Annotated in this window: 25 protein-coding genes; 17 read left to right on the plus strand and 8 right to left on the minus strand. The window is 40.2% G+C overall.

Going from position 1 to position 25,104, the window contains the following annotated elements; genetic code table 11:
* Positions 1–6 precede the first annotated feature (6 nt).
* The 3 genes from fumC to AC4CVD_RS07490 all read left to right on the plus strand — a co-directional run bounded on the left by fumC (position 7) and on the right by AC4CVD_RS07490 (position 2,789).
* On the plus strand, positions 7–1,401 hold the full coding sequence (gene fumC / locus AC4CVD_RS07480) for a class II fumarate hydratase (RefSeq protein ID WP_004979849.1): 1,395 nt from the start codon (positions 7–9) through the stop codon (positions 1,399–1,401).
* 107 nt (positions 1,402–1,508) lie between these two features.
* Positions 1,509–2,000, plus strand: coding sequence for a hypothetical protein (locus AC4CVD_RS07485; RefSeq protein WP_062034841.1), 492 nt, complete (start codon positions 1,509–1,511; stop codon positions 1,998–2,000).
* Between the two features lie 186 nt (positions 2,001–2,186).
* The gene (locus AC4CVD_RS07490; RefSeq protein ID WP_236769472.1) at positions 2,187–2,789 is read left to right on the plus strand and encodes a nitroreductase family protein; all 603 of its coding nucleotides are present in this window, start codon (positions 2,187–2,189) and stop codon (positions 2,787–2,789) included.
* Positions 2,790–2,847: 58 nt separating this feature from the next.
* Here the strand turns inward: AC4CVD_RS07490 and AC4CVD_RS07495 are convergent, their stop codons facing one another.
* Entirely contained in the window at positions 2,848–3,372 is a 525-nt protein-coding gene (locus AC4CVD_RS07495; protein WP_236769542.1) for a thermonuclease family protein, read from the minus strand.
* On the opposite strand from AC4CVD_RS07495, the gene AC4CVD_RS07500 reads away from it, so the two are divergent.
* A complete protein-coding gene (locus AC4CVD_RS07500; protein WP_236769554.1) occupies positions 3,301–3,474 on the plus strand; it encodes a hypothetical protein in 174 nt (57 codons plus the stop codon). The genes AC4CVD_RS07495 and AC4CVD_RS07500 overlap by 72 nt on opposite strands.
* Positions 3,475–3,618: 144 nt before the next feature.
* Here AC4CVD_RS07500 and AC4CVD_RS07505 read toward each other — a convergent pair whose 3' ends face one another.
* Entirely contained in the window at positions 3,619–4,536 is a 918-nt protein-coding gene (locus AC4CVD_RS07505; RefSeq protein WP_004979846.1) for a LysR family transcriptional regulator, read from the minus strand.
* A 94-nt stretch (positions 4,537–4,630) separates the two neighbouring features.
* On the opposite strand from AC4CVD_RS07505, the gene AC4CVD_RS07510 reads away from it, so the two are divergent.
* The 7 genes from AC4CVD_RS07510 (at position 4,631) to AC4CVD_RS07540 (ending at position 10,485) form a co-directional block, all read left to right on the plus strand.
* Entirely contained in the window at positions 4,631–5,872 is a 1,242-nt protein-coding gene (locus tag AC4CVD_RS07510) for an acyl-CoA dehydrogenase family protein (protein WP_490752695.1), read from the plus strand.
* Between the two features lie 96 nt (positions 5,873–5,968).
* Positions 5,969–7,090 carry a phosphotransferase family protein gene (locus tag AC4CVD_RS07515; protein ID WP_490752697.1) on the plus strand — a complete coding sequence of 374 codons (1,122 nt, stop codon included), beginning with the start codon at positions 5,969–5,971 and terminating at the stop codon, positions 7,088–7,090.
* Positions 7,087–7,785, plus strand: a complete 699-nt coding sequence (locus AC4CVD_RS07520; RefSeq protein WP_078425610.1) for a histidine phosphatase family protein — start codon at positions 7,087–7,089, stop codon at positions 7,783–7,785. The genes AC4CVD_RS07515 and AC4CVD_RS07520 overlap by 4 nt, the downstream gene beginning before the upstream one ends.
* Before the next feature lie 15 nt (positions 7,786–7,800).
* Positions 7,801–8,544, plus strand: a complete 744-nt coding sequence (locus tag AC4CVD_RS07525) for an SDR family oxidoreductase (RefSeq protein WP_490752699.1) — start codon at positions 7,801–7,803, stop codon at positions 8,542–8,544.
* Between the two features lie 150 nt (positions 8,545–8,694).
* Positions 8,695–9,018 (plus strand): pyrimidine/purine nucleoside phosphorylase, encoded by a 324-nt coding sequence (locus AC4CVD_RS07530; protein WP_004693265.1) that lies wholly within the window; start codon positions 8,695–8,697, stop codon positions 9,016–9,018.
* Positions 9,019–9,151: 133 nt separating this feature from the next.
* Positions 9,152–9,862, plus strand: a complete 711-nt coding sequence (locus tag AC4CVD_RS07535) for an SGNH/GDSL hydrolase family protein (protein WP_287167127.1) — start codon at positions 9,152–9,154, stop codon at positions 9,860–9,862.
* Between the two features lie 29 nt (positions 9,863–9,891).
* Positions 9,892–10,485, plus strand: a complete 594-nt coding sequence (locus AC4CVD_RS07540; protein ID WP_490752701.1) for a uracil-DNA glycosylase family protein — start codon at positions 9,892–9,894, stop codon at positions 10,483–10,485.
* 61 nt (positions 10,486–10,546) lie between these two features.
* On the opposite strand, the gene AC4CVD_RS07545 is transcribed toward AC4CVD_RS07540, so the two are convergent.
* The gene (locus tag AC4CVD_RS07545; RefSeq protein WP_035326816.1) at positions 10,547–10,984 is read right to left on the minus strand and encodes a hypothetical protein; all 438 of its coding nucleotides are present in this window, start codon (positions 10,982–10,984) and stop codon (positions 10,547–10,549) included.
* Positions 10,985–11,241: 257 nt separating this feature from the next.
* The gene (locus AC4CVD_RS07550) at positions 11,242–12,795 is read right to left on the minus strand and encodes a phospholipase D family protein (RefSeq protein ID WP_490752703.1); all 1,554 of its coding nucleotides are present in this window, start codon (positions 12,793–12,795) and stop codon (positions 11,242–11,244) included.
* 118 nt (positions 12,796–12,913) lie between these two features.
* On the opposite strand from AC4CVD_RS07550, the gene AC4CVD_RS07555 reads away from it, so the two are divergent.
* From AC4CVD_RS07555 to AC4CVD_RS07570, 4 genes are all read left to right on the plus strand, one after another.
* Positions 12,914–14,029: an S-(hydroxymethyl)glutathione dehydrogenase/class III alcohol dehydrogenase gene (locus AC4CVD_RS07555; RefSeq protein WP_087013053.1), complete on the plus strand. Its 1,116-nt coding sequence runs from the start codon at positions 12,914–12,916 to the stop codon at positions 14,027–14,029.
* Between the two features lie 227 nt (positions 14,030–14,256).
* The gene (locus AC4CVD_RS07560) at positions 14,257–15,285 is read left to right on the plus strand and encodes a flavin reductase family protein (RefSeq protein ID WP_490752706.1); all 1,029 of its coding nucleotides are present in this window, start codon (positions 14,257–14,259) and stop codon (positions 15,283–15,285) included.
* A gap of 12 nt (positions 15,286–15,297) precedes the next feature.
* Positions 15,298–16,467 carry a fatty acid desaturase family protein gene (locus AC4CVD_RS07565; protein WP_078390192.1) on the plus strand — a complete coding sequence of 390 codons (1,170 nt, stop codon included), beginning with the start codon at positions 15,298–15,300 and terminating at the stop codon, positions 16,465–16,467.
* Positions 16,468–16,944: 477 nt separating this feature from the next.
* The gene (locus tag AC4CVD_RS07570) at positions 16,945–19,032 is read left to right on the plus strand and encodes an EAL domain-containing protein (RefSeq protein WP_490752708.1); all 2,088 of its coding nucleotides are present in this window, start codon (positions 16,945–16,947) and stop codon (positions 19,030–19,032) included.
* Positions 19,033–19,441: 409 nt separating this feature from the next.
* Here the strand turns inward: AC4CVD_RS07570 and AC4CVD_RS07575 are convergent, their stop codons facing one another.
* A complete protein-coding gene (locus AC4CVD_RS07575; protein WP_171254088.1) occupies positions 19,442–19,588 on the minus strand; it encodes a hypothetical protein in 147 nt (48 codons plus the stop codon).
* On the opposite strand from AC4CVD_RS07575, the gene AC4CVD_RS07580 reads away from it, so the two are divergent.
* Complete coding sequence (locus tag AC4CVD_RS07580; protein ID WP_490752710.1) at positions 19,534–20,595, plus strand: 3-deoxy-7-phosphoheptulonate synthase; 1,062 nt, start codon at positions 19,534–19,536, stop codon at positions 20,593–20,595. The genes AC4CVD_RS07575 and AC4CVD_RS07580 overlap by 55 nt on opposite strands.
* A gap of 238 nt (positions 20,596–20,833) precedes the next feature.
* On the plus strand, positions 20,834–22,033 hold the full coding sequence (locus AC4CVD_RS07585; protein ID WP_490752712.1) for a PilT/PilU family type 4a pilus ATPase: 1,200 nt from the start codon (positions 20,834–20,836) through the stop codon (positions 22,031–22,033).
* 47 nt (positions 22,034–22,080) lie between these two features.
* Here AC4CVD_RS07585 and AC4CVD_RS07590 read toward each other — a convergent pair whose 3' ends face one another.
* The 3 genes from AC4CVD_RS07590 to AC4CVD_RS07600 form a co-directional block, all read right to left on the minus strand.
* Positions 22,081–23,259 (minus strand): MFS transporter, encoded by a 1,179-nt coding sequence (locus AC4CVD_RS07590; protein ID WP_490752714.1) that lies wholly within the window; start codon positions 23,257–23,259, stop codon positions 22,081–22,083.
* A 259-nt stretch (positions 23,260–23,518) separates the two neighbouring features.
* Positions 23,519–23,893 (minus strand): glycine cleavage system protein GcvH, encoded by a 375-nt coding sequence (gene gcvH, locus AC4CVD_RS07595; RefSeq protein WP_332477888.1) that lies wholly within the window; start codon positions 23,891–23,893, stop codon positions 23,519–23,521.
* A 71-nt stretch (positions 23,894–23,964) separates the two neighbouring features.
* On the minus strand, positions 23,965–24,993 hold the full coding sequence (locus AC4CVD_RS07600; RefSeq protein WP_004693238.1) for an AraC family transcriptional regulator: 1,029 nt from the start codon (positions 24,991–24,993) through the stop codon (positions 23,965–23,967).
* Positions 24,994–25,104: the final 111 nt, after the last annotated feature.

The following is a 25,104-nucleotide window of genomic DNA, read 5'->3' on the forward strand; positions in this document are numbered from 1 at the left end:
GTTAAAATGCAAACACGTATTGAACATGACACGATGGGCGAAGTTGAAGTACCGAGTGAAGCACTTTGGGGTGCTCAAACTCAGCGTAGTTTGCAAAACTTTAAAATTGGTAGTGAACGTCTACCACGTCCAATGATTCGTGCCATGGGCTTAGTGAAAAAAGCAGCAGCATTGACCAATGCTGAGCTCAACCAAATTCCACAAGAATTGGCGCAATACATCGTCGGTGCTGCGGATGAAGTGATTGCAGGGCAGTGGGATAGTCAGTTTCCTTTGGTGGTATGGCAAACTGGTTCAGGCACACAAAGCAACATGAACTGTAATGAAGTGATTGCCAATATCGCCAATCAGAAACTTGGCAATCCCTTAGGTGCACAAAAACCTGTACACCCGAACGATCACGTGAACCGTGCTCAGTCGACCAATGACTCCTTCCCAACGGCGATTCATGTCGCAGCAAGTATTCAGATCAATGAATTACTGATTCCTGCGGTGACACAGCTTCGAGATACTTTAGAGGCAAAGTCTCAAGCATTTGCTGACATCGTCAAAATTGGCCGAACTCATTTACAAGATGCGACACCCTTAACCTTAGGCCAAGAATTTAGCGGGTATGTTTCTCAGCTCGATCACGGCTTAAAGCGTTTACAACAAGCACTTTCAGGCTTGTATGAGCTGCCTTTAGGTGGAACCGCTGTAGGTACAGGATTGAATGCTCATCCTGATTATGCAGAAAAATCAGCGGAGCAACTGGCACAGTTGACAGGACTGCCTTTTGTGACTGCACCAAATAAATTTGAAGCATTGGCTGGGCGTGATGCAGCAGTGTTTGCTTCAGGCGCATTAAAAACGCTTGCGGTAAGCTTGAACAAAATAGCCAATGACATTCGCTGGTTGGCAAGTGGTCCACGTTGTGGTTTTGGCGAGTTACGTATTCCTGAAAATGAGCCAGGCTCAAGTATTATGCCGGGGAAAGTGAACCCGACTCAAAGTGAAGCGATGACCATGGTGGTGGCTCAAGTCTTAGGCAATGACACCACGATTAATGTTGCGGGTGCATCGGGTAACTTTGAGTTGAATGTATTCATGCCAGTGATTGCGTTTAATTTGTTGCAGTCGATTCAGCTTTTGGGTGACGCATGTAATAGCTTTAATGATCACTGTGCAGTGGGTATTGAGCCAAACCGCGAAAAAATTGACCACTTCTTACATGACTCATTGATGTTAGTTACGGCTTTAAACCCAGTGATTGGCTATGAAAATGCAGCGAAAGTTGCCAAAACAGCGTATAAAGAAGGCAAAACCCTAAAACAAGTGGCTGTGGAGTTGAACTTGGTCACTGCTGAGCAGTTTGATGAAGTGGTACGTCCAGAGCAAATGATTTCCCCAAATGTAAAATAGCCCTTGGTCCAGATGCTCAACTAAAGAGCAAATGAACATCAGCAGTTTTTATCTTTGGGCGAAGTCGGTACAATGGTCGACTAAAGATAAACTGCTGATGAGTTACCATGCTTGATATTTATTTGACAGATGTTCAGAAAAACGTGCAATTTAACGATTATCCGGGTGAACATCCTGTTAAATTTGTTTTAAATTTCAAAAAGATTTTCCCAAGTGTTATGGAGTTATTACTTCCTGTTCTACCTGAAAATGAAAATCTTGAAGAAATGACATGGGAATCGACCACGACTGACTTTGAACTTTTCAAACTGTTGTTGAGTGGTTGGGGCGTGATTGAGCTACGTTTAAACGCGATCAAACAGTTTAAAGATAAAGATTTTGCCGATGCTCTAGTGAAACGTGCACAACAAAAGCGCAAAGACTTTGCAAAAGCACAGCAACAGTTGAAAACAGTTGAACTTGATTATTTATTTATGCATGAGATTCATGCATTGATCGATGCAGAATTGGTCGAACTGGGTGAAAAGTTCTATTTACCTATTCTTCGTGAATTATGGGAAAATAAAATTTCCACTCAAGTCTTAGAAGCCAAATTTTAAGTCATTTAAAAATCCTCCAAATGGAGGATTTTTTATATCGATAGCAAAACTATGTATTTGCGAGCACAAGAAAGTATTTAAACTGCATCTAAAGCACTAAATTTTATTATTTGGTCAAATATTGGAATTAATATTGCTTAATACATTGCGTCATCATTCACCGTATAACCGTAAGGATTTTATAATATGTCAAATCAGTTCATCGACTTAATCACAAAGCGTCGTACCATTTATGCTATTGGTAAAAAGGTCGAGCACAGCCCTGAATTTTTAACTGATTTGATTCAAACTGCCATTAAACAAAGCCCATCATCGTTCAATTCACAGTCATCTCGGGCGGTGATTTTGTTTAATACGCAACATGAAAAGTTCTGGACTTTTGTGGCTGAAAAACTGAAGTCTTATGCTAAGGATGAAGAAAGCACGGCTAAAACAACTGCAAAAATGGCCAGTTTTGCAGCAGGTATAGGTACAGTTTTATTTTTTGAAGATTTAGAGGTAATTCAGAACCTACAAGAGCAATTTCCATCTTATGCTGAAAATTTCCCAGTATGGGCAGAGCATTCAACTGCAATAGCGCAGTTTGCAACTTGGACTACATTACATACTTTAGGTTTAGGTGCATCTTTACAGCATTACAATCCAATTGTAGATGAAGAAGTCCATGCTGAATGGGATGTTCCTGTCAGTTGGAAGCTGCGTGCGCAACTGGTCTTCGGTTCAGTTGAGGGCGAAGCTAAAGAAAAAGGCTTCGTAGATGATGCTGTACGCTTTAAAGTCTTCAAATAATCAATGAAAAAGCTGCTTTATATGGAGCGGCTTTTTCGGCTTAGTTTTTACAGATCGGCTACTTCTTCATTTTTCGGTAGTCACTCGGGCGAATAGGGCGGGTGCCGCGCCATAAACCTTTTTTATGCTTTTTCGCATGACTTTGTAAAGCATTCATATGTTTCAAATGCTTTTTATCCTTAATATAGTCCTCATAGACCCATGCTGCACCACGTTTGACCATCTCTTCATTCATACTTCTCCGAAAACGGTAGATTTCACCTACACAACGACCGTAACGATCAATGTCTGTAATGCGAACACGAACCACTTTCCGATAAACCATTTTTTTGATTAAGCGTTTGGACTCAGGCCCATAGCTTTGAGTGGACTCAGGCGCATCAATATAGGCAAAGCGCAATTTGGTTTCTGAGCGTCGAAAGTTAAACCGATAACATGTTAGCGTATCACCATCACTTATAGCCGTAATTCGACACCAATAGGTTTTACCTTTTTTAAAGGGATGGAGAAATTGGCTGAGAGCATTTTGTATTTTATAAAAAGTACATACCAGTATCAGGCAAAGGACGAAGCCAATACCGATGAGCCAGCTATTGGACAGGTGATCAAACATAGAGGAGAGCAATGGACAATAAAATTATCAAAAAGACATTGTATGGCAGATACACTATTTAAAATGCTTTAAGTGATCTCAAGTGTTTATTTTTCATAAGAAAGTAGATGTTTAATTAAACAAGTAAACAGGAACAAAGTTCTGGCGAAATAAAAAAAGCAAATAGCTAGTTTATTTAGAAATAGCCTAAGCAAATTTATGAGATATAAAAATAGCCTAAGCAAAAATTTTATAAATTTCACTCCTTAAAAAATGGTGTCTTTTATTTTCCATTAAATTTTTATGCCAATAAATTCCAATATTCATTTGCGGCAGTTTCACAGGAACATCAAAAATATTGAGTAAAGGGGAAACATGTAAATGGCTCAAAATATTTTGAGGAATCGTTAAAATTGCATTTGGATATTGCTCTAAAATTTGTAGCGCAGTGGAATAGTGCTGACAACGCAAAAAAACCTGTCTAGACAGTTGCTTACGATTTAAATGAACATCTTCAACCAAAACACCAGTACGCCGCGAAGATACACCAATATGCGGTGCAGCCAAATACAATTCAGCATTGATTTGCTCGAGCTGAGTACAAGCCACAAACTGGTCTTTGACTAAGCTCTCAAATTGAATTTTATCGCCAAAATTTTGTTCCAAATCAATCACAAAATCAATTTGTTGAGAAACTAAATCGGCATCTACTGTTTTACGGTCCAGCTTACTACTCATGAACTGAATACTTAATCCAAGTTTCTGAAAGTGAGCGACTAACTTTGGGAAAACAATTGGTTCGATTTCATCATGAATCGCAATTTTTAGGCTTTGAACCATGTTCGGGTCGAAGCTTTGCTGCTGCATAGAAATACTTTGGATTGCAATTAAAGCATTTTTAATAATCAGATAATTTTGTTCTGCAAAAGGTGTTGGAAGCATTTGGCTGCCAGAGCGAACAAATAAATCATCCTTTAAATGGCTACGTAGACGCTGCAAGGCATGACTGGCAGCAGACTGCGTAATCGACAAGATTTGAGCTGCTTTTGAAATACTTTTTTGCTCATAAATTGCAATAAAAAGCGGGTATAAATTGATATCGATGCGATGAAAAAGGCCCATATCAATGGGTGACTTACTATGAATGTTGTTCATGCTGATCTATAAAATAAAATCATTTTGTTCATATTAGTTTTCAGGTTATGTTGATGTAAAGCGAAAATATCAAAATAGATCGAAGGAAGTAGCCATGTTTGAACTCTCAGCACGTGCTCAAGATTATGTAGAATGTACCAAACAATTTATTCAAAACGAAATTGAGCCTATCGAAACTGACTTTTGGCATGAGGTACATGAACTGAACCAAGGTGGTGACTGGACCAAATGGCGGTGGCCCGCACAACTTGAAACGCTAAAAGCCAAAGCAAAAGCTGCGGGTTTATGGAATATGTTTTTGCCTTGTCCTGAATTGGGTCAAGGTCTATCGGTTCAAGAGTATGCTCATATTGCAGAACTCACAGGTCGTAGTCTTCTTGCGCCGACCGTATTTAACTCTAATGCGCCTGACAGTGGGAACATGGAAGTATTGTGGCGTTATGGCTCTGAAGCTCAAAAGCAAGAGTGGCTTACGCAGCTTTTAGATGGAAAAATTCGCTCTGTTTTCTGCATGACAGAACCAGCTGTTGCTTCATCCGATGCGACCAATATGCAAGCAACAGCCGTGATCGAAGGCGATGAAATTGTGTTAAATGGCCGTAAATGGTGGTCTTCAGGCTTAGGTGACCCCAATGCCAAAATTATTATTTTTATGGCACATACACCAGATGAAACCAAAGATCGCCACCATCAACACTCGATGGTTTTAGTGCCTGTTGAAACGGCTGGAGTCAAAATAGAACGAATGTTACCAGTCTTTGGTGACTACGATGCACCCCATGGTCACGGTGAAATTAGCTTTAGTAATGTTCGTGTTCCTGTTTCCAACTTTATTGGTGGTGCAGGTCAAGGTTTTGAAATTGCCCAAGGTCGTTTAGGCCCGGGTCGTATTCATCACTGTATGCGCTGCATTGGTGCTGCGGAAAAATCTTTAGAGTTGATGATCGATCGTGGTATGAGTCGTACTGCATTTGGCAAAGAAATTTTAAAATTAGGTGGGAACCTAGAGCGCGTGGCTGATGCACGTGTTGCAATTGATCAAGCACGTTTATTAACCTTGTATGCTGCGTATAAAATGGATACTTTAGGGAATATGGCAGCGTTAACTGAAATCTCTGCCATTAAAGTCGTTGCGCCAAGTGTGCTTGAAAAAGTGGTCGATATGGCGATTCAAATTCACGGCGGAGCAGGTGTGTCGCGTGATACGCCTTTGACAGGTTTCTTCGCTCAAGCACGTTCACTACGATTGGCCGATGGGCCAGATGAAGTCCATAAAGGCATGATTGCAAAACTAGAACTGGCAAAACGCGGCTATAGTACGCGTCGTAAAAAATAATAGAGGAGAAGATCATCTCTTTAATTCATCGTGTTGAAATAAGAATAGATGATCTTCTAAGTTATAAAGAAAAGATTGATAGTTTGGGAAAAAAGAATGTCAGCGATTGATGTAGGTGGAACAGTTCGGGCGGGTGAAGAACTGGATGCTGTAGCCGTAGAAAACTGGCTCAAAGCACAAGGTGTCGATCTACAAGGGCAGGTTGAAGTCACGCAATACTCAGGCGGTGCGTCTAACTGGACGTATAGATTGAAATACGACAATGTCGATCTAATTCTACGCCGCCCCCCCAAAGGTACCAAAGCTAAATCTGCACATGACATGGCACGTGAATATCATGTGCAAAAGAATTTAACCCCTTTTTATCCTGTACTTCCCGAAATGGTTGCATTGTGTCAGGACGAATCTGTTCTTGGCTGTGACTTCTACGTGATGAAACGTGTAGAAGGCATTATTCCAAGTGCCAACTTACCGAGAGAGCTAGATTTTAAAGAAGCCCAAGTTCGTGAGTTGTGTATCAATGTGATTGATAAACTGATCGAACTTCATCAAGTGCCTTACCAAGGCACAGGGCTTGAGAACCTTGGCAAAGGTGATGGTTACTGCCGTCGTCAAGTGGAAGGTTGGGACGCTCGTTTTGAAAAAGCCAAAACCATTAACGTCCCTTCATTTAAATATGTACGTAAGTGGCTGAAGGATAACATTCCAGCAGACTCAAAAACCTGCGTAATTCATAACGATTGGCGTTTTGATAATATTATTTTAGATCCGAATCATCCGACACAAATTATTGGTGTTTTAGACTGGGAAATGGCAACGCTCGGTGACCCACTGATGGACTTAGGTTCGGCCTTGGCATATTGGGTTGAAGAGTCGGATAGTGCACTTTTTAAAGCGACACGTCGTCAACCGACAAATCTTAAAGGCATGTTCACACGTAAAGAAGTGGTCGATTATTATTTAGAAAAAACGGGTTTAGAAGTAGAGAATTGGACCTTTTATGAAGTCTTTGGCATTTTCCGTTTAGCCGTGATTGCCCAGCAAATTTATTATCGCTATCACCACAAACAGACCAATAACCCTGCCTTCAAAGATTTTTGGATTTTAATTCATGCTCTCCATATTCGCGCACTTAAATCGATTGGTTTACAAAAAATTGAAGCCAATGAAGTTGCTCAAAAATACATTGTTAAAATGAAGGAAATATTAGGCAAATGACCACTATTTATTTCATTCGCCACGGGCAAGCATCTTTTGGTGCAGAAAGTTATGATCAACTTTCTCCCAATGGTGAACTCCAAGCTAAAATTTTAGGTCAATATTTTGATCAGATCTTAAAAGAAGCGCCTGTGGTGGTGTCAGGCTCTATGCAGCGACATCAGCAAACGGCGTGTATTTCTTTGGCAGAATGCTTTCCTGAAGTAGATGTTTTAACAAATTCTGCATGGAATGAGTTCAATCATCAGCAAGTCTTTGCTCATTACGAACCGCGTTTTAATGAGCCACATTTACTAAAAGCCGATGTAGCTAAAGAGTCGAACCCACGTGCTTATTTGGCCAAGATATTTGAAGGGGCAATTGAACGCTGGACAGGTGGCGACTATCACCATGAATACGATGAATCATGGCCTGAATTTAAAAGTCGAATTGAAGTCGCTTTACAAGATTTGTGTGATGAATTGGCTCAAAGCAAACCGCGCTATGCTGTGGTGTTTACTTCAGGCGGTGTAATTTCAGTGGTTGCAGGTAAGTTGTTAGGTTTAAGTCCAAATAAAACTTTTGCGCTAAATTGGGCTATTGCCAACAGCAGCATGACCACATTACGACTGGTGGGCAATGAACCGCAGCTTTTAAGTCTCAATGAACATCATTTTATTAAAGCCGAAAACTCAAACTTACTGACATGGATCTAAGGACAGGATTAAGACATGGCTAAAACAATTTTAATTACAGGGGCAAGTTCTGGTATTGGTGCAGGTATGGCACGCGAATTTGCACAAAAAGGCTATAACTTGGCAATTTGTGCACGACGCTTAGATCGCCTTGAAAGCCTAAAAGAGGAACTTGAGAGTAAGTACGGAATAAAAGTCATCCCTAAAGTTTTAGATGTGACCAATTACGATCAAGTGTTTGAAGTTTTTCGTGCATTTAAACAAGAATTTGGTCATTTAGACCGTGTGATTGTGAATGCTGGAATTGGAGATGGGCGTCGAATTGGCAAAGGCAGTTTTGCGATTAATAAAGCCACGGTTGAAACCAACTTTATTTCAGCTCTAGCGCAGTGTGAAGCTGCAGTTGAAATTTTCCGTGAGCAAAATGCAGGACATTTGGTTGTTATCTCTTCTATGAGTGCAGTCCGCGGTATGCCAAAACATTTGACCGCGTACGGTGCTAGTAAAGCCGGTGTTGCACACATGGCCGAAGGTATTCGTGCAGAACTGCTCAATACCCCAATCAAAGTCACGACTATTTTTCCTGGCTATATTCGTACAGAAATCAATGAGGGTGCCAAACCACTACCTTTTGAAGTGGATGAAAAAACAGGTTCACGACTGTTGGCCGCAGAAATTGAAAAAGCTCCTGTAAAAGCCTATGTTCCTAAATGGCCATGGCTACCACTGGGTTTAGCAATGAAAATTTTACCGCTGAAATTGGTCAATAAACTGGGCTAATGATTGAAATAAAAGGCTGTGAATCAGCCTTTTTATTTTTAACTATGCAAGTGCCTTCTAAACAAGAACTGCTATTTCAAATGAGCATTTGAATGTATTCATGAGTTGGTCATAAACCCGAGGTAGCATTGAAGAAAAAAGGTGATCAATATGTCCACACAATTCGACTTTGTTTCAGTCAGAAAAAAGCCCAATGTTCATTTTGGTGGGCGCTCAATCAGTCATGTCATTCAATGTGAAGATGGTTCACAAAAGACCCTTGGCGTTATTTTGCCTACAGATCAACCACTGACCTTTGAAACGCATGTTGCGGAGCATATTGAAATTGTTTCAGGTCAATGCCAAGTTAAAATTGGGCTACAGACTGAAATGAGGCTGTATCATGCAGGTGAAAGTTTTGATGTTCCTGCCAACAGTCGCTTTAGTATGATGGCAAGTGAAGTCGTAGATTATATTTGTCACTTAGAAAAATAGCCGAAGATAAAGACTTAAAATGGCTAGAACAACGTTAATTCTTTATTTCTGAAGAATATTTAAGTCTGTGTATCGGTGCAATTCAACGTATACTATTTTCATCTTTCAGCTAGCTTAGACCCAGTCACTGAATATGCGATTAAAAATTTATACGCTGGCTTTGATTCCAGTCATTCTATTTCAAGGTTATGCCGTCAAAAAAAATACACCAAGATTGGCTGAACCCGAAGGAGAGCGCATTGGACAAAAAGGCGTGGGTAAGTCGCTTTCCTTGCTCATTTTGGGGGATTCAGCGGCGGCTGGTGTTGGTGTAAATGTTCAAGATGATGCCTTATTGGGTTCAATTTTAAAAGAACTGTCATCTGAGTTTAGTATTCAATTTTATTTACACGCAACGACGGGATTCACCACAGATCAGGTCATTCAGTCCATCCAAACACTTGAGACACAGCATTTTGATGTCATCATTACTTCTGTGGGCGTAAATGACATTACAAAATTCACTTCGCCGCAGGCTTGGATCGCAAAACAGAAGCAGCTTTATCACATACTCAAACATAAGTTTAGTCCACAACTAACACTTGCATCGGGTGTACCGCCGATGGATCAGTTTCCTGCACTTCCAAACCCACTTGCATGGTTGTTCGGTCAATATGCCAAAGCGATGAACCTAGAATTAGGCCAATTTGTCGCACAGCAAAAACAGATGGAGTGGATAGAGTACGATCTAAAGAAGTTTTTGGCTTTAAACTTAGCTATGGCCAAAGACGGTTTCCACCCCAGCAAAGAAATTTATCAGTATTGGGGTAAACAAGTGGCTGAAAAAATACGCCAATCTTTTTAAAATGCAATAAAGACAATTTTTTATAGCTTATGACACATTCAGTTGAAATCGAAAAACATCCACTTAAACCGTTCCTCCCAGCTAATGCCAAATTATTGATGCTGGGCAGCTTTCCGCCGCCCAAGACCCGCTGGAAAATGGACTTTTACTATCCAAATTTTCAAAATGATATGTGGAAAATATTTGGCCTGTGTTTTTTCCAAGATAAAAATTATTTTCTCAATATCGAACAGAAGACATTTAAAGAACAAAAGATCCGTACATTTTTAAATGAACGGGGCATTGCGATTTTTGATACGGCCTATGAAGTGATTCGCCAAAAAGGCAATGCTTCAGATAAGTTTTTGCATATTGTTACCCCAACCAATATACAACATTTACTTGAAAAAATGCCCGAATGTCATAGTGTGATGACCACTGGCGATAAAGCCACTGATACGCTCATGTTGTCTATGCCTACGGGTACGTTAAAACCACAAATTGGTATGAAGTCCGAGACACATTTTGCTGGGCGAGAGCTGAGGCTTTATCGGATGCCATCTTCTTCTCGTGCCTATCCTTTGGCTTTAGAGAAAAAAGCCGAGGTTTATTACAACTTATTTTCTGAAATAGGCTTACTTTAGGTAACTATTTGGATTATCCACATAACTGAATGTTCCAGCATTCGTAAATGGTTGGTCTACTTTAGTCTTCGTACTCAACATAGTCCCAGAGATTAAGCCGCGCTTTAATCTGTTTACGTAGTTGTGGCAGCATAGGAAATAATGTTCCATCAATCCATAGGCTGAGTGCACCTGCCGAAAGTGGTTGTTGCGATTCATCGATCAATTGTGCACCTTTCACCAAAACAAAAGTCTCTTCGCTTGCAGCTGTTTCGATCCCTTTAAACTGAACCAAAAGTTCATGGCCTGTATCTTGGATAAGCCACTCCAGTTCGATTTGGATATTTTGATTGGATTTTAAAACAACTTGTCCTTCAACCATGTCATTGTCACTCAAGCAGTCATGTTCAACACGCACTTTACTTAGAAACCATTCTTGTCGTGCAAGATCTTCTAGTGTTTTGTAGGGGGTTAAAATATTGCTGAGATTAAACTGACGACTTAAATCAAAAAATTGCATTACTAAACTTTGTAAAGGAGAGATAAAAAGAAGGGCTGCATGTTAAATCAAAGTGTGTACTGAGTAAAACCTTTCAAGCCCTTGAATGAATTTAGGTATGAAATCCAATTATTTTGTTCGAGTCTTATATTCAATGGCGTTTATTAAGAGTAGTAATAGCTAAAGCATTTTTAAGCTGAGCCTAAAAACAAACCAACTCAGCCTAAACAGAAAGCTATCTTGTATTAGAGAACATGGATAATGTCATTCACCTGTAATTACATCATCCATTCAATGGGGAGGTATGACACGGCTTTCATCATAAAACGCTGAAATTTTGTAGTTTCGGGTTCTTTTTGATGTTCAATGACAGTTCCATCTTTTTGATGTTCAAGCCAAATGATATCGCCTTGAGAGTTGAGTTTTAACTCATATGCAATATGCGGGAGAAATTCATCTAACTTGTGTGAGATTGCATTTTGCAATTGATCTGACTCCACCACTAAGCCCACTTCTGTATTTAAATGGGCTGAGCGCGGGTCAAAGTTAAACGAACCGACAAAGACCTTTCCATCTATATCAAAAAATTTGGCATGGAGCCGTGAGGAACTTCGACCTTTAGCTGGAATCACATGACCAGTTGCCACTTCATACCATGTGTATTTCTCTCGTTCGATATAGGGTTTAAACTCATATAATTTGACACCATTTTCGAGCAAGCCACGGCGATATTTTTTATAAAATGCATGCACAATGGGAACATCATTAGCCAATAACGAATTGGTTAAGACCCGAACTCGAGTTCCATTTTTTGCCAAATTGGAGAGATAGTCGACACCTGCTGTGGTTGGAACAAAATATGCGGAGACCAACTCCATATGCTTTTCAGGCTTGCCCATCAAATCGAACATTTGTTTGACAATGATTTCATCAGGCTTTGCTTCGCCGCGAATTTTATTGGGAGAATCGGCAATGAAATGAGCCTTTGCCCAGTTAACAGGATGTTTAGTTAGTTCTGAATCGACTTGTATCCGAGCCAAATCAATTTTCCGTTCAATCACATTTTTATCTAAGGCATCCGCTTCATAGTGCTGTTTTAATTGAGCCAGTTCTTCTTTTGTTCCAAGACCCACTAATTGGGGAATTGTATAACTGAGATCATCATTCCAGAAATTTAGAAATACACTGTTAGCATGTTCTACAGCTTTCCCATAAAACAAAATGTCCAAATCGGTAAATTGGAATTTTTCACTGGCATCAAAGTATTCACTGCTGATGTTACGACCACCAGTTACCGCAATTGCACCATCAGCAATGATCAGTTTGTTATGCATACGATGGTTAATATGATTGAAGCGAAAAGCATAATCAATCACACGTAAATGACGGTATTTGTAAGGGTTAAATAATTTGATTTCAAAATTGGGGTGAGCGCTCAGTTTTTTGAGAGTTTCATCAAGTGCCGTGCCGTTTTGGTCATCAATTAATAAACGTACTTTCACCCCACGATCCGCAGCATTCAGCAGTTCGTGCAACATCATATGGCCTATAAAGTCATCTCCCCAAATATAGTATTGGACATCTAGACTGTGCTTGGCCTCTCGTATCAAGTGTAAGCGTGAGGCAATGCTCATAAATGCTTCGTCCAACGCCAAATAAGCCGTAAGTCCCTGTTTTTGCTGTGCAGATACATCTTGACCCTTGAGCCAATGTTCTGCATATACCTCTACAGGGGCTGAAGGCTTAGCCTGATTGGGGGTGAGCTGGCATCCCGCGAGTGTTAAAACGGTGCTCAGCAAAATCAGGGGTCGACAATGAGTTGGTATCGCCATATTTCTTTTAAAGACCTAATTTTTATAAGTTATATATTTCACATGTTATAGGTTGAAACAGAGAATAAAGAGCGGTTACTGTAGCGCATCTGTTAAAGACCTGTTAAGGATAGCGAAAATGAAATCACGTGCAGCTGTTGCCTTTGGACCTGGACAACCTCTGGAAATTGTAGAAATTGATGTTGCTCCACCGCAAAAAGGTGAAGTTTTAGTCAAGATTACCCATACAGGTGTATGCCATACCGACGCATTTACTTTATCTGGTGATGATCCTGAAGGTGTTTTTCCAGCAGTTTTAGGCCATGAAGGTGCGGGTATCGTAGTTCAGGTCGGTGAAGGTGTAACCAGCGTTCAGCCGGGTGATCATGTTATTCCTCTGTATACGGCTGAGTGTGGCGAGTGTTTATTCTGTCAGTCAGGCAAGACCAATTTATGTGTTGCAGTCCGTGCGACGCAGGGCAAAGGTCTGATGCCAGATGGTACAACGCGTTTTTCTTATAATGGGCAACCGATTTATCACTATATGGGCTGTTCAACCTTTTCTGAATATACCGTTGTCGCAGAAGTGTCTTTGGCTAAAATCAATCCAGATGCTAACCCTGAACACGTCTGTCTATTGGGCTGCGGCGTGACCACTGGTTTAGGTGCAGTCAAAAATACAGCTAAAGTACAAGAGGGTGATACCGTTGCAGTCTTTGGTTTAGGTGGTATTGGTCTAGCAGTTGTACAAGGTGCAAAAAAAGCCAAAGCCAGCCGTATTATTGCGGTTGATACGAACCCTGACAAATATAAATTAGCAGCAGAATTCGGAGCAACTGATTTTGTAAATCCGAAAGATCATGACCGTCCTGTACAAGAAGTCATTGTTGAAATGACTGGTTGGGGGGTTGATCACTCATTTGAATGTATTGGTAATACTAATGTCATGCGCTCAGCACTTGAATGTGCACACCGTGGTTGGGGCCAGTCTGTGATTATTGGCGTGGCGGGTGCAGGCCAAGAGATTTCAACGCGTCCATTCCAACTGGTCACTGGCCGTACCTGGAAAGGGACAGCTTTTGGTGGTGTAAAAGGTCGTTCGCAACTGCCTGGTATGGTTGAAGAAGCAATGACTGGCGACATTCGTTTAGCTCCATTTGTTACGCATACCATGGGTCTCGACAAAATCAATGAAGCCTTTGACTTAATGCATGATGGAAAATCAATCCGTACTGTGATTCATTTTGAAGACTAATTCGCTGTAAGATGTTTAAAAAACCAAGCTGCGGCTTGGTTTTTTTGTTTTTGATTAGAAGAAAAGTGAATTGGCAAAACTGTTCATGTTGTTAGACAAAAATGATAAAAAATGTCAATTCGTTAGATTTTGTCCTTTTATGACATAGTCGAAAATAGGTTCTCACCTTATCTTGATGTCTCAATAATGCACACTTGTATAAAAATAAACTAAAGCAGAGGGTGACTATGGGAAAGCATGTTGAATACCGTCCCGAATGGGTACGCGAAGATTTCATCGATTTTCTGACTGAAAAAGTAAATCCGCTATGGGCATGGAAAAAAGCCAAAGCGCGGATTGTTGCAAAGCATCACTTGTCAGATGACTTTGTGTACATGCAGTTACAGCCAAATCATCATTTTAAAGCAACCGACTATCAAGCTGGGCAAAGTATCTTAGTGACAGTACTCATTGCTGGTGTACGTTGGCAGCGCAGCTATTCAATTGTCGAGATTATAGAAAATGGCAATCTTGTGATTGCTGTTAAACAACAGGGCAAAGTCTCAAATGCACTCACTCAACAGCCTGTAAAAAGTGTAGTTGAAATTTCCAAACCGCAGGGCGAATTTGTTTTAAAAAGTCAGCCTCACTCTGCACTGATGATTGCCTCGGGAAGTGGTATTACCGCAATTTACGCATTGATTAAGGCTGCATTAAAACGCCCACAAACAGTTTCCAATATCGATTTAATTTACTTTACGCGGGATGATGCCTTTCATGCAGAACTGCAACAACTTACTGAACATTATCCGCAGTTTAAATACCATCATGTCAATACACGGACTCATAAACAACATCTGAGCCAAGAGTTGCTTAGCCAAAAGATTGAAGGTTTTGAACAACGTGAATGCTATGCTTGTGGTGCTGCCAATATGATGCAAAGCCTGACAGAAATTTATCAGGCTCTAGACTTAGTTGACTATCTGCATACCGAATACTTTCAAATTGTTGTCGATCACACCCAAAGTGCTCAAGTGGTCACGTTTCAACGTTCTCAGCAACAGTTTCAGGCCAAAAGCAATTTATTAGACAGTGCAGAACAGGCGGGTTTACGTCCCGCACATGGTTGTCGTATGGGCATTTGTAATACTTGTTCATGTACCAAAGTTCAGGGTGTGGTGCGGAATCTGCTCACAGGAGAGCTTGATCAAAACAATAACACACAAATTAAATTATGCATTTCACAGGCGGTTAGTCCTGTTGTGATCAACCTTTAAGAAGGCATAGATATGAATCTTCCCGTTTATTTTAGTGAAAGCAGTAAATCCAAATATTTAAGTCCTGCACAAGTCGAAGAGTTTGGTGCGAAAGTTGAAGCAATCCGTCGTGAAGTGATGGAAAGTCTCAATGAAAAAGATGCTGAGTATATTTACAAAATCCGAAATTTTGTGCGCTATAGCGAAATAAGCGCACGAGCGCTGCTTATGTTTGCAGGATGGCTGCCTCCAGTATGGCTTTTGGGCACAGGTTTATTGGGGGTATCTAAAATCGTAGAAAATATGGAGCTTGGGCATAATGTCATGCATGGTCAGTTTGATTGGTTAAATGACCCGAGTCTCAATGGGACAAATTATGACTGGGACACTATGGCCACAGGCCCCGACTGGAAACATACGCATAATTATATCCACCATACCTACACCAATATTGTTGGTATGGACCATGATGTCGGCTATGGCTTAGTCCGTGTGAGCGATGCACAGGTCTGGGAACCTCGCTTTTTACTGAATCTACCTTTAGCTGCACAGTTAATGGTGTTTTTTGAATGGTACGTTGGTATACAAAATCTTCATATAGAAGATGTGGTGGCCTATAAAACAAAAACTTGGCGCGAAGTCTGGGTAGAGTCATATGATTTTAGGCAGAAAATGAAACGCCAAGTGATTAAGGACTATATATTTTTTCCCATCATTGCTGGGCCAAATGCACTACCAGTCTTTGCAGGAAATGCAGTAGCCAATGTTATTCGTAGTTTATGGGCATCCGCGGTGATTTTTAATGGTCACTTTACCGAAGACGCTGAAAACTTTGAAATGGACAATATCGACAATGAAACACGGGCTGAGTGGTATCTGCGCCAAATTCGAGGCTCAAGTAATTTTAGTGGGACACAGGGCTTGCATATTTTAAGCGGGAACTTGAGTCATCAAATCGAACATCATCTTTTCCCTGACATGCCAGCCAATCGCTACGCACAAGTCGCGCCCAAAATTAAAGCACTGTGCGCAGAGTATGGAATTCATTACAATGAAGCGAGTTTTATCAAACAGTTTTCATCTGTTTGGGTGAAATTGGCTAAATACTCACTGCCAAATGAGTGTTATGAAAAAAGTGACCCTACACAGTCTTTTCTGAAACACAATCTGAGTTTATTGAAGAAAAAAATCTTTAAATCATAGCTCACAAGCATGTACCAGAGCAGAAACTTTATTGGATAATATTGACCCATTAGGTTTCTGCTTTTTTTTTGCACAAAAGTAGGGCGTAAAACCCCTCTATATGATGTCTTTGTGTAAGTCGGATTAAATTTAATCATTATGTGAATAGTCGGTATTTACTTAAAATAAATTATTGTTAATATTGGTTTTTCAGTGAAAGTTGTTTAGCTTTGCTATGTCGCTCAAATGAATACTCATTTGCTATTGAAAACGGCTCTCAGTTATTTGTCTAATTTGTGTAATAGTTGCAATTTTTCATTGGTATACGCTTATATAAGTTGTATATGATGCATATTGTGATGGTAATCACGCAGCGTCATTATACTTATATTTACTTTTTTGTTTTTCATTGTTTTTCATGACTTTGCTTGATTTCTTTTTTAAACAATATGTCTGGTTATGGACTAAACCAGCAAGTTTAAGTTGCAGATAATTATTATGTCTCGAACCCATTCACAGCCTAAGAATAAATCTAAAAAGATTGCTTATGATCAACAGGCAGGAATGAGTTCTACTTCAAAAAAAGACCACCATCTGATTGATATTATTCCTCAGCTTTTTTGGATTCATAATGACCTCTGCAAATATATAAATTTACCCTTACGTCAGTATGTAGGAGGAATGGATTTATCTGCAGATAGCTTCAATTTGGTCGAATATATTCATCCAGAAGATGTACCAGCATTAGATGAATTTTTGCATCAACCGATAATTGCCGAGCTCACATTTGAAAAAACCTGTCGGATTCGTAATCATCAGGACCAGTATCATTGGTTCTTAGTCCAAGGTGAAATGGATCGCTCGACAGCTGGATTTCAGCTGAGTTGCACTGATATTCATCAGGGCATGAAAATTTATATCGAGTCTTTGGCGCTGTTACGTGCGCATTCGGATATGTTAAATGCCAGCGTAGACTGCATTATTGCGGTTGAGCCAGATGGCACGGTCACACATATGAATAAGTCGGCATGTGTCATGTTATTGGGAAGTGCAGATGTTAAGGACTTTGGTATGTCTTGGGTCGAACTTTTGCCTCCTGCGGTGCGTAAAAAAGCCAAAAAAGCATTGCATGATGCAGGCCAAGGCCAAATTTCCCGTTTTAACGGCATGAGTTTATCGGACGGTAAAGTTTATTATTGGGATAATGTTCTGACACCTGTACTTGATGTTGACGGAGAGACCCAGAGTATTTTATGTGTTTCACGTGATATCACGCTGCAATATTTGACTGAACAAAAATTAAAACAAGGCAGCGAACGTGATGAATTAACCGGTTTAAATAACCGGCGTGCGTTTAAAGAAAAAATCAGAAAACTGTATAACAGCGCACGTGATAAAAAACAAAAGTTAGCCGTCATGCTGATGGATTTAGATCACTTTAAAACCATCAATGACACACTGGGCTATGCAGCGGGTGACCACCTTTTAAGAATTTTATCGAAACGCTTAAAACAAATTTTAGAAGGACGTGCTTTCTTGGCACGTCTTGGTGGGGATGAGTTTGGTGTGATTATTCCACATGTGCAGGATATAGGTGAGCTCAATCAAATTGCCCAGCAGATTTTGCAACAACTCGAGATCCCCATTACGTTTTCGGGTAACTACATCAATGGTGGTATGAGCATTGGATGTGGCCTCTATCCAGATGATGCCAATGACCTCAGTGAGTTACTCAAGTGTGCTGACACAGCACTCAATGATGTTAAAGCACAAGGCCGCGGTGGTATGCGCATGTTTGATCAGGATATGTTTAATGCGGTACGGGAGCAATCTGAACAACTTAATTGTGCGCATCAAATTATTCGTAATGTTGCCATCGAGGCTTTCTTTCAACCGAAAGTCTGTTTAGATTCAGAACGAATTATTGGTTATGAAGCGCTATTACGCTGGCGTGATGATCAAAATAACATTCAAAGCCCTGCACGAATCGCAGCAGCTTTTAATGATTATGAGTTATCCAGCCGTATTGGTGAGATTATGCAGCATCAGGTTTTCAAGCAGATTACTGAATGGTGGGCAAAAGGCTTACACATTGTACCCATTTCAATTAATGCAGCACCTGTTGAGTTTATGCGTGATAATTTTGCGGAGATCTTTTTAAAACGTCTCAAATCCTACCGCATACCCTCAAAATTTGTTGAAATTGAGGTTACTGAATATCATTTGGCTGAACGCGGCTATGAATATGTGGTTCGTGCTTTAAAAAAACTCAAAGCAAATGGTGTGCGAATAGCACTGGATGATTTTGGTACAGGGCATTCTTCTCTTACTCATTTACGTGACTATCCTGTTGATATTATTAAAGTTGACTGCTCTTTTGTGCAACGTTTAAGTGATGATAAATCAATTTATGCCATTGTCGAAGGGTTAGCCAAACTTGGCCCGATTTTATCAATGGATATCGTTGCTGAAGGGATTGAAACTGAAACGCAATTGCAGCTTTTAAGAGATATGGGGTGCCATATTGGGCAAGGCTATTTATTTAGTCCACCTGTTTGTGCTCAGCAGGCAGAATGCAGTTGCTGAAACTACACTAGGCATGGCTTTATATAGCGATTGTTCTCATGAACTCAAACATGATTAGGCCATTGAGTTAAAGGCGAAGGCAGTGGCTTAAACGGGATAGAACTGAATTTTTGCATAAAAAAGTGTTGTAAAAGCAAAAAAATCAGCGTATTTTAAATTTCAGATAACATATTTTTGAAGATATAAAAATGTTAAAGCAACCTGTAATCTCTAACGCAAATTATTACTTTTGGCAATTTAGATAATTGCCTGAACGCGTTCGGGCATCAAAAGGTTGCCCACCTAGTTAATACCTGATCGGCAACCCTGGTCAGGTTTTTTTATATCTGCTGTTTTAATAAATTTTGGAGTACTTCATGAAAACAACTAACTATTCATACTTTAGCAACTTTTATTGGTTTTACTTTAGTCAATTTATGACTTTAGCCCAGCAATCCATTAGACCCATAACGCTCAAATAAAAGATCGGACTGAAGACCACAGTCCAGAGGATACAAACCAATGAATGCTCTAAATACTGCACTACAAAGTACTCAAACGACAGTTCAAGAAACACTTTTAAGTTTGCCGCAGCAACTCAAAGCGCAGTTGTCACTTTCAGCGCCATTAAAACTACAAATTGTTGAACAGCGTCAAACCATTCAAAATATATTAGAAGGCAAAGACCATCGTTTAATGGTCATTACTGGCCCGTGTTCCATTCATGACCCTATTGCGGTTTTAGAATACGCTGAAAAGTTAAAACAATTACAAACTAAAGTTTCAGATCAGATTTTCTTCGTAATGCGTGCTTATATTGAAAAACCACGGACAACAGTGGGTTGGAAAGGTTTTTTATACGATCCTTTACTTGATGGATCTTCCAATATGCAGTTGGGATTAGAGCAGTCTCGAGCATTGTATTTAGAGATTATTGAAACGGGTTTGCCGATTGCTACAGAAATTTTAAGCCCAATGGCGACTGCTTATTTCGACGATCTGTTGGCATGGGGAGCTATTGGTGCGCGTACCAGCGAGTCGCAGATTCATCGTGAAATTTCGAGTCATATGCCATTCAGCATTGGTTTCAAAAATGGCACAGATGGTTCAATTCAAATTGCTCTAGATGCGATTCAGTCTGCATCAAACCCTCACCAGTTCATGGGAATTGGGCAGCAAGGCATGGCATGTATGCTTCAGTCGCAAGGAAATCCGAAGCCACATTTGATTTTACGTGGGGCAAACTCAGGGCCTAACTATGCTTTAGCAGATATTCGTCATATGCAAGTTAAAGTCAAAGGTGAATTACCCGCTTTGGTGATTGACTGTAGTCATGGGAACAGTAGTAAAAATCCACTTAATCAACCCAATGTACTGCGTAGCATTGTTGCAGAACGCACGCAAAGCAATGTGTGTGGTGTCATGCTTGAAAGTCACTTGGTTGATGGTAATCAGAAAATTTCAGATGATATGGTCTATGGTCAGTCTGTTACCGATGGCTGTTTAGGGTGGGAAAAAACCGAGCAAGTACTTTTAGAGGTTGCTGATACATTACGCAGCCACGCTGTTCAACGTAGTGCTTAATCAACGCAGCCAAAAAGACCTTTCAATGAAAGGTCTTTTTTTTGTGATGCAGTTCAATAAATGAAGATAATAAATTGAAAAATAAGCTAAAAGTTATTTATCAAACGATAAATTAGGTTGAGCTAGAGCATAAACTTATGCAAAATCAGAAGCCTGAAACAACACGATAAAAATTGTATTTTGAATAAAAGAAATGCTTTTTAAAGTCAGCTATTTGCACTAATTTTTAGAGAACACTATGTATTCTGCAGAACTTTTAGAAGAAGCCCGTCGGATGATGTTTCACATGCTCAGCAAAGTGGTTGAGTATGGTGGCTCAGACTTATTTATATCTGTATCTGCAGACTTTCCGCCAAGTATTAAGCATCAGGGCCTTATGAAGCCATTGGGTCAACAAAATTTGCCATCTGATCAGACTAAGCTCTTTGCTTATAGCTTAATGAACGAAAAGCAACGATTAGAGTTCGAAACTGAGCTGGAGTGTAATTTTGCAATTAGCGTTCCCAATGTTTCGCGTTTTCGTGTCAATGTTTTTCAGCAGCAACTACATGTAGGTATGGTGATTCGTACGATTACAGCGGAAATTCCTAACTTTACTAAATTACAACTTCCAACGTCTTTAAAAGACGTGATTATGGAAAAACGTGGTTTAGTACTCGTTGTCGGTGGTACAGGGTCAGGTAAATCTACGTCTTTAGCAGCCATGATTGATCATCGAAATGAAAACTCGGCAGGGCACATTATTACGGTTGAAGATCCTGTGGAGTATGTACATAAACATAAGAAATCGATGATTACTCATCGGGAAGTGGGTGTGGACTGTCACTCTTGGCACAATGCTTTGAAAAATACTTTGCGCCAAGCACCTGATGTCATTTTAATTGGTGAGATTCGTGACACGGAGACTATGGAGCATGCCATAGCTTTTGCAGAAACAGGCCACTTATGCCTAGGCACATTACATGCTAATAATGCAAATCAGGCTTTAGATCGAATTATTAACTTTTTCCCAGACGAACGTCGCAATCAACTTTTGATGGACTTATCTTCCAATATGAAGGCGATTATTTCACAGCGTCTGGTGCGAACTGAAGATGGGCGTGGTCGCCGAGCAGCAGTGGAAATCATGCTCAATACGCCGTTGATGTCAGACTTGATACTTAAAGGGAATTTCCATGAACTCAAAGAAGTGATGTCAAAGTCGCGTGAGCTAGGCATGCAGACTTTTGATCAGGCTTTGTTTGATTTATACAATCAAGGTGCAATCGCTTATGAAGAAGCACTACGAAATGCAGACTCGGTCAATGAATTACGTCTACAGATTAAGTTAAAAAGTAGTCGTGCTAACCCACAGTTAAACTCAAATAGTGCTTTGTCTTTTGATCAAGCGGTTGCTGAAAAGGTCAAAGAAGCTGAAGAAGAGAAAGACGACGCTTAATTTTCTGAGTCCGTATGTTCATTACTATGGGCATACGGATTGATGTTTTAAGCGGTTTTCTTTCTATTCGCGATAAAGGCATAGAAAAATAAACTTAAAACGGTTGTCAGTGCACAGAATAAATAGGTAAAGCTATAACCTTGCTTAGAAATGAGTAGACCCAACAATACAGAGCCAAGAGCAATACCTAAGTCATACATTGTAAAGAATGTAGAGGTCGCATGGCCAATCCGATGCTTTTCAGCACCTTGAATAGCGAGAGTTTGTAGACAAGGCTGTGCAGAACCAAAGCCCATGCCAACGCATACTGCCGCAACCAATAAACCCATCAAAGATTGAATCTGACTGAGAATCACAAGCCCTAAGCTAAATAATATAATTGCTGGGTAAATCACATAGCTTGCTCCGTGACGGTCATAAATTTTGCCTGTAATTGGGCGTAGACTCATCATGGAAATCGCAAAGACGATAAAAAACAAGCTCGCGTAGTTCAGCAGATGTTTAGACTCTGCATAAGTTGAAATGAACGACATGATACTGGCATAGGAAAAAGAAACGATCATGCCCATAATTGAAATATTCAAGGCTTTAGTTTCAACAAAGTCATGGATACTGAGCTTGCGCTTCACGGCGGGTGTCAATTTTTGAGTGGTCTGCTGAATTGGGATAAAGAAGCAAAACAAGAAACCGAGACAGACACTAAACGCTAAAATCCCTGCGACCATTGGATAGGATACAGACTGGATCAGGGTTAAACCGAGGAATGGCCCAAGTACAATCCCCAGATTAATCGACATGACAAAATAGCCCATGCCTTCGCCTTTACGTTTTTCTGGAATAAACTCATTGACGATAGGTACGGCAACTGTAGTGACTATACTGAACCAAATGCCATGTAGAAAACGAATCAGTAACAACAGTTGTAAATTATCAGCAAATAAATAGGCCAAGGAAAACAAAGAAAATAGGGCTTTCGCGATAAAAAGCGTTTTCTTATTGCCAAATTTTTCAATAATGAGTCCGCTAAAAGGACGAACTGCGATAGACGATGCCATGAACAAAGTCATGGCTAAGCCTGCTTGTGCAAGGCTTCCACCCAAATCATTCAAAATATAGATTGGGAGGATTGAGGTCTGTGCAAAGTAAAAGATGAACAAAAACAGATTGTTCGCTAAGCAAAGAATAAAAGACTTATTCCATAGTGATGATGTATTGAGAGCAGACATGCAGAACCCTTGGCTCGAAGATGAGGCTACAGGACGTAAACTGTTGTTATTATTTTATGCAGAAGCTAGGTCACGGCTGTGAAATTAGAACAATCAAATTATAAGATAATGCACGTGAAAAGTATAATTATAGTAATAAATACTGGTGTTTAAGCGAGATAAATTTATAAATATTGATTTAATTTATCAAAATAAGAGGATAGATGTAAAAAACCAGTCCGTAGACTGATTTTTTGAGCCGTAAATATGAATACTAGGCTTATAGACCCGCTTCATAGGCTGTGCTTGAAAGGAGTTGTTCTACATCTGCGATATTGTCTGGTTTGATTTTATAAATCCAACCTTTGCCGTAGGGGTCATCATTGACGAAGTCAGGATCATCTTCCAGATTGGGATTGATTTCTACCACGGTGCCAGAAACTGGTGCATGAATATCAGAAGCTGTTTTTACAGATTCAACCACACCCGCTTGTTCGCCCGCAGTGATTTGTTGACCAACTTCTGGTGTTTCAACATAGACTAAATCGCCTAAAGCATCCTGTGCATGGTCTGAAATACCAGTTACAACAAGATCACCTTCAATACGCACCCATTCATGTGTACTCGCATACTTCAATTCTGAAGGATGATTCATGAATAACTCCTTAAAATACAAAAATCATTTTTCGCATGATTTATACATGCTTTTCTATCAAAACAAAAGATCTATAAATACGGATCTTTACGCCAATTACTCGGGCTGCGTCCACTCCAACGCTTAAATGCTCGGCTGAAATTTGCCACATCACTATATCCCAGTTCATCCGCGATTTGCTCTAAGCTATAGTCTGTACGTGACAAAAGTGACGTGGCATGACGGTAACGCACTTCATCCACAATGGTTGAAAAGGACGTACTTTCAGCAGCCAATTGGCGCTTCAGTGTTCGATCAGACATGTGTAAGAGGTCAGCCACATGCTCGATGCTTAAATAGTGTTGTTCTGAGCGCGTCAAAATGTCACGTACACGCATCGATAATCTTCGGCGTTCACCCATGGCTGAGAGTTCAGCTTCACATTGATTAATGGCTATTTGGCTTGCAAGTGGGTCAGCATTGACCATTTTAAAACCGAGATAATGCTTATCAAAACTCAAAAGTAAATGTGGTTGATCAAAGCGAACACTATGGTTAGGTAGCTTTGCACGATAGCGATCAAAGCCTTCGGGTTCTGGAAAATCGAAATCAATTTCCCCAGCCAGATTTTCAATGCCAGTGAGCGCCTTACTCATAGAAACAATGCCAAAAATAATACTGATCGCAATATCGGTACGCAACGGTTCTATATCGACATCACAGCGTAATTGTAAAGTCGCTTTTTCGCCAAAGGTGGAAAAAAAAAGCTGCAAAAAAGGCATGCGCAGTTGAATAAAACGGTTAGCGAGTACCAAGGCTTCGCCAATATCATGAGTTGTCATAATGGCATAGCCAATGAAGCCATGAATTGAAATACGCATTTGCGTGCCCAGATGATAGCCAAGCGTAGGCTCACCAGTGAGACGACTGGCCAACTTCACAAGTTCATTGGCAGTATGAACGGGTATGCGGAACTCAGGCTCTGCGAGTTGTTCGCTCGTGAGTTGAAAAGGGGAAAATAGGGTCTCTGCGTTATAGCCCCAACGAGACACTACATCTAACAACAATAAGCCATAAACACCAGGAATTCCTTGATCTTGGCGAAGTGAAACTGTTTTCATGCGCGATCCATTGCATTTTTCTTTCTTTTCTGACTGAAGTTATATTGGCATGAATATTCTAAATTCATGGAGCATATTGTTGGACAATATACTCCGAGCCTTAGCAATTCA

Source organism: Acinetobacter sp. LipI_23 (genome assembly GCF_058243045.1).

Bases quoted from the DNA above. Each gene is read 5' to 3' on its own strand.
- AC4CVD_RS07490 (WP_236769472.1), top strand. From the start codon at position 2,187: ATGTCAAATCAGTTCATCGACTTAATCACAAAGCGTCGTACCATTTAT.
- AC4CVD_RS07545 (WP_035326816.1), bottom strand. From the start codon at position 10,984: ATGCAATTTTTTGATTTAAGTCGTCAGTTTAATCTCAGCAATATTTTA.
- AC4CVD_RS07535 (WP_287167127.1), top strand. From the start codon at position 9,152: ATGCGATTAAAAATTTATACGCTGGCTTTGATTCCAGTCATTCTATTT.
- AC4CVD_RS07540 (WP_490752701.1), top strand. From the start codon at position 9,892: ATGACACATTCAGTTGAAATCGAAAAACATCCACTTAAACCGTTCCTC.
- AC4CVD_RS07560 (WP_490752706.1), top strand. From the start codon at position 14,257: ATGGGAAAGCATGTTGAATACCGTCCCGAATGGGTACGCGAAGATTTC.
- AC4CVD_RS07600 (WP_004693238.1), bottom strand. From the start codon at position 24,993: ATGAAAACAGTTTCACTTCGCCAAGATCAAGGAATTCCTGGTGTTTAT.
- gcvH (WP_332477888.1), bottom strand. From the start codon at position 23,893: ATGAATCATCCTTCAGAATTGAAGTATGCGAGTACACATGAATGGGTG.
- AC4CVD_RS07530 (WP_004693265.1), top strand. From the start codon at position 8,695: ATGTCCACACAATTCGACTTTGTTTCAGTCAGAAAAAAGCCCAATGTT.
- AC4CVD_RS07510 (WP_490752695.1), top strand. From the start codon at position 4,631: ATGTTTGAACTCTCAGCACGTGCTCAAGATTATGTAGAATGTACCAAA.
- fumC (WP_004979849.1), top strand. From the start codon at position 7: ATGCAAACACGTATTGAACATGACACGATGGGCGAAGTTGAAGTACCG.
- AC4CVD_RS07570 (WP_490752708.1), top strand. From the start codon at position 16,945: ATGTCTCGAACCCATTCACAGCCTAAGAATAAATCTAAAAAGATTGCT.
- AC4CVD_RS07590 (WP_490752714.1), bottom strand. From the start codon at position 23,259: ATGTCTGCTCTCAATACATCATCACTATGGAATAAGTCTTTTATTCTT.
- AC4CVD_RS07525 (WP_490752699.1), top strand. From the start codon at position 7,801: ATGGCTAAAACAATTTTAATTACAGGGGCAAGTTCTGGTATTGGTGCA.
- AC4CVD_RS07485 (WP_062034841.1), top strand. From the start codon at position 1,509: ATGCTTGATATTTATTTGACAGATGTTCAGAAAAACGTGCAATTTAAC.
- AC4CVD_RS07515 (WP_490752697.1), top strand. From the start codon at position 5,969: ATGTCAGCGATTGATGTAGGTGGAACAGTTCGGGCGGGTGAAGAACTG.
- AC4CVD_RS07580 (WP_490752710.1), top strand. From the start codon at position 19,534: ATGAATGCTCTAAATACTGCACTACAAAGTACTCAAACGACAGTTCAA.
- AC4CVD_RS07585 (WP_490752712.1), top strand. From the start codon at position 20,834: ATGTATTCTGCAGAACTTTTAGAAGAAGCCCGTCGGATGATGTTTCAC.
- AC4CVD_RS07565 (WP_078390192.1), top strand. From the start codon at position 15,298: ATGAATCTTCCCGTTTATTTTAGTGAAAGCAGTAAATCCAAATATTTA.
- AC4CVD_RS07555 (WP_087013053.1), top strand. From the start codon at position 12,914: ATGAAATCACGTGCAGCTGTTGCCTTTGGACCTGGACAACCTCTGGAA.
- AC4CVD_RS07520 (WP_078425610.1), top strand. From the start codon at position 7,087: ATGACCACTATTTATTTCATTCGCCACGGGCAAGCATCTTTTGGTGCA.
- AC4CVD_RS07550 (WP_490752703.1), bottom strand. From the start codon at position 12,795: ATGGCGATACCAACTCATTGTCGACCCCTGATTTTGCTGAGCACCGTT.
- AC4CVD_RS07505 (WP_004979846.1), bottom strand. From the start codon at position 4,536: ATGAACAACATTCATAGTAAGTCACCCATTGATATGGGCCTTTTTCAT.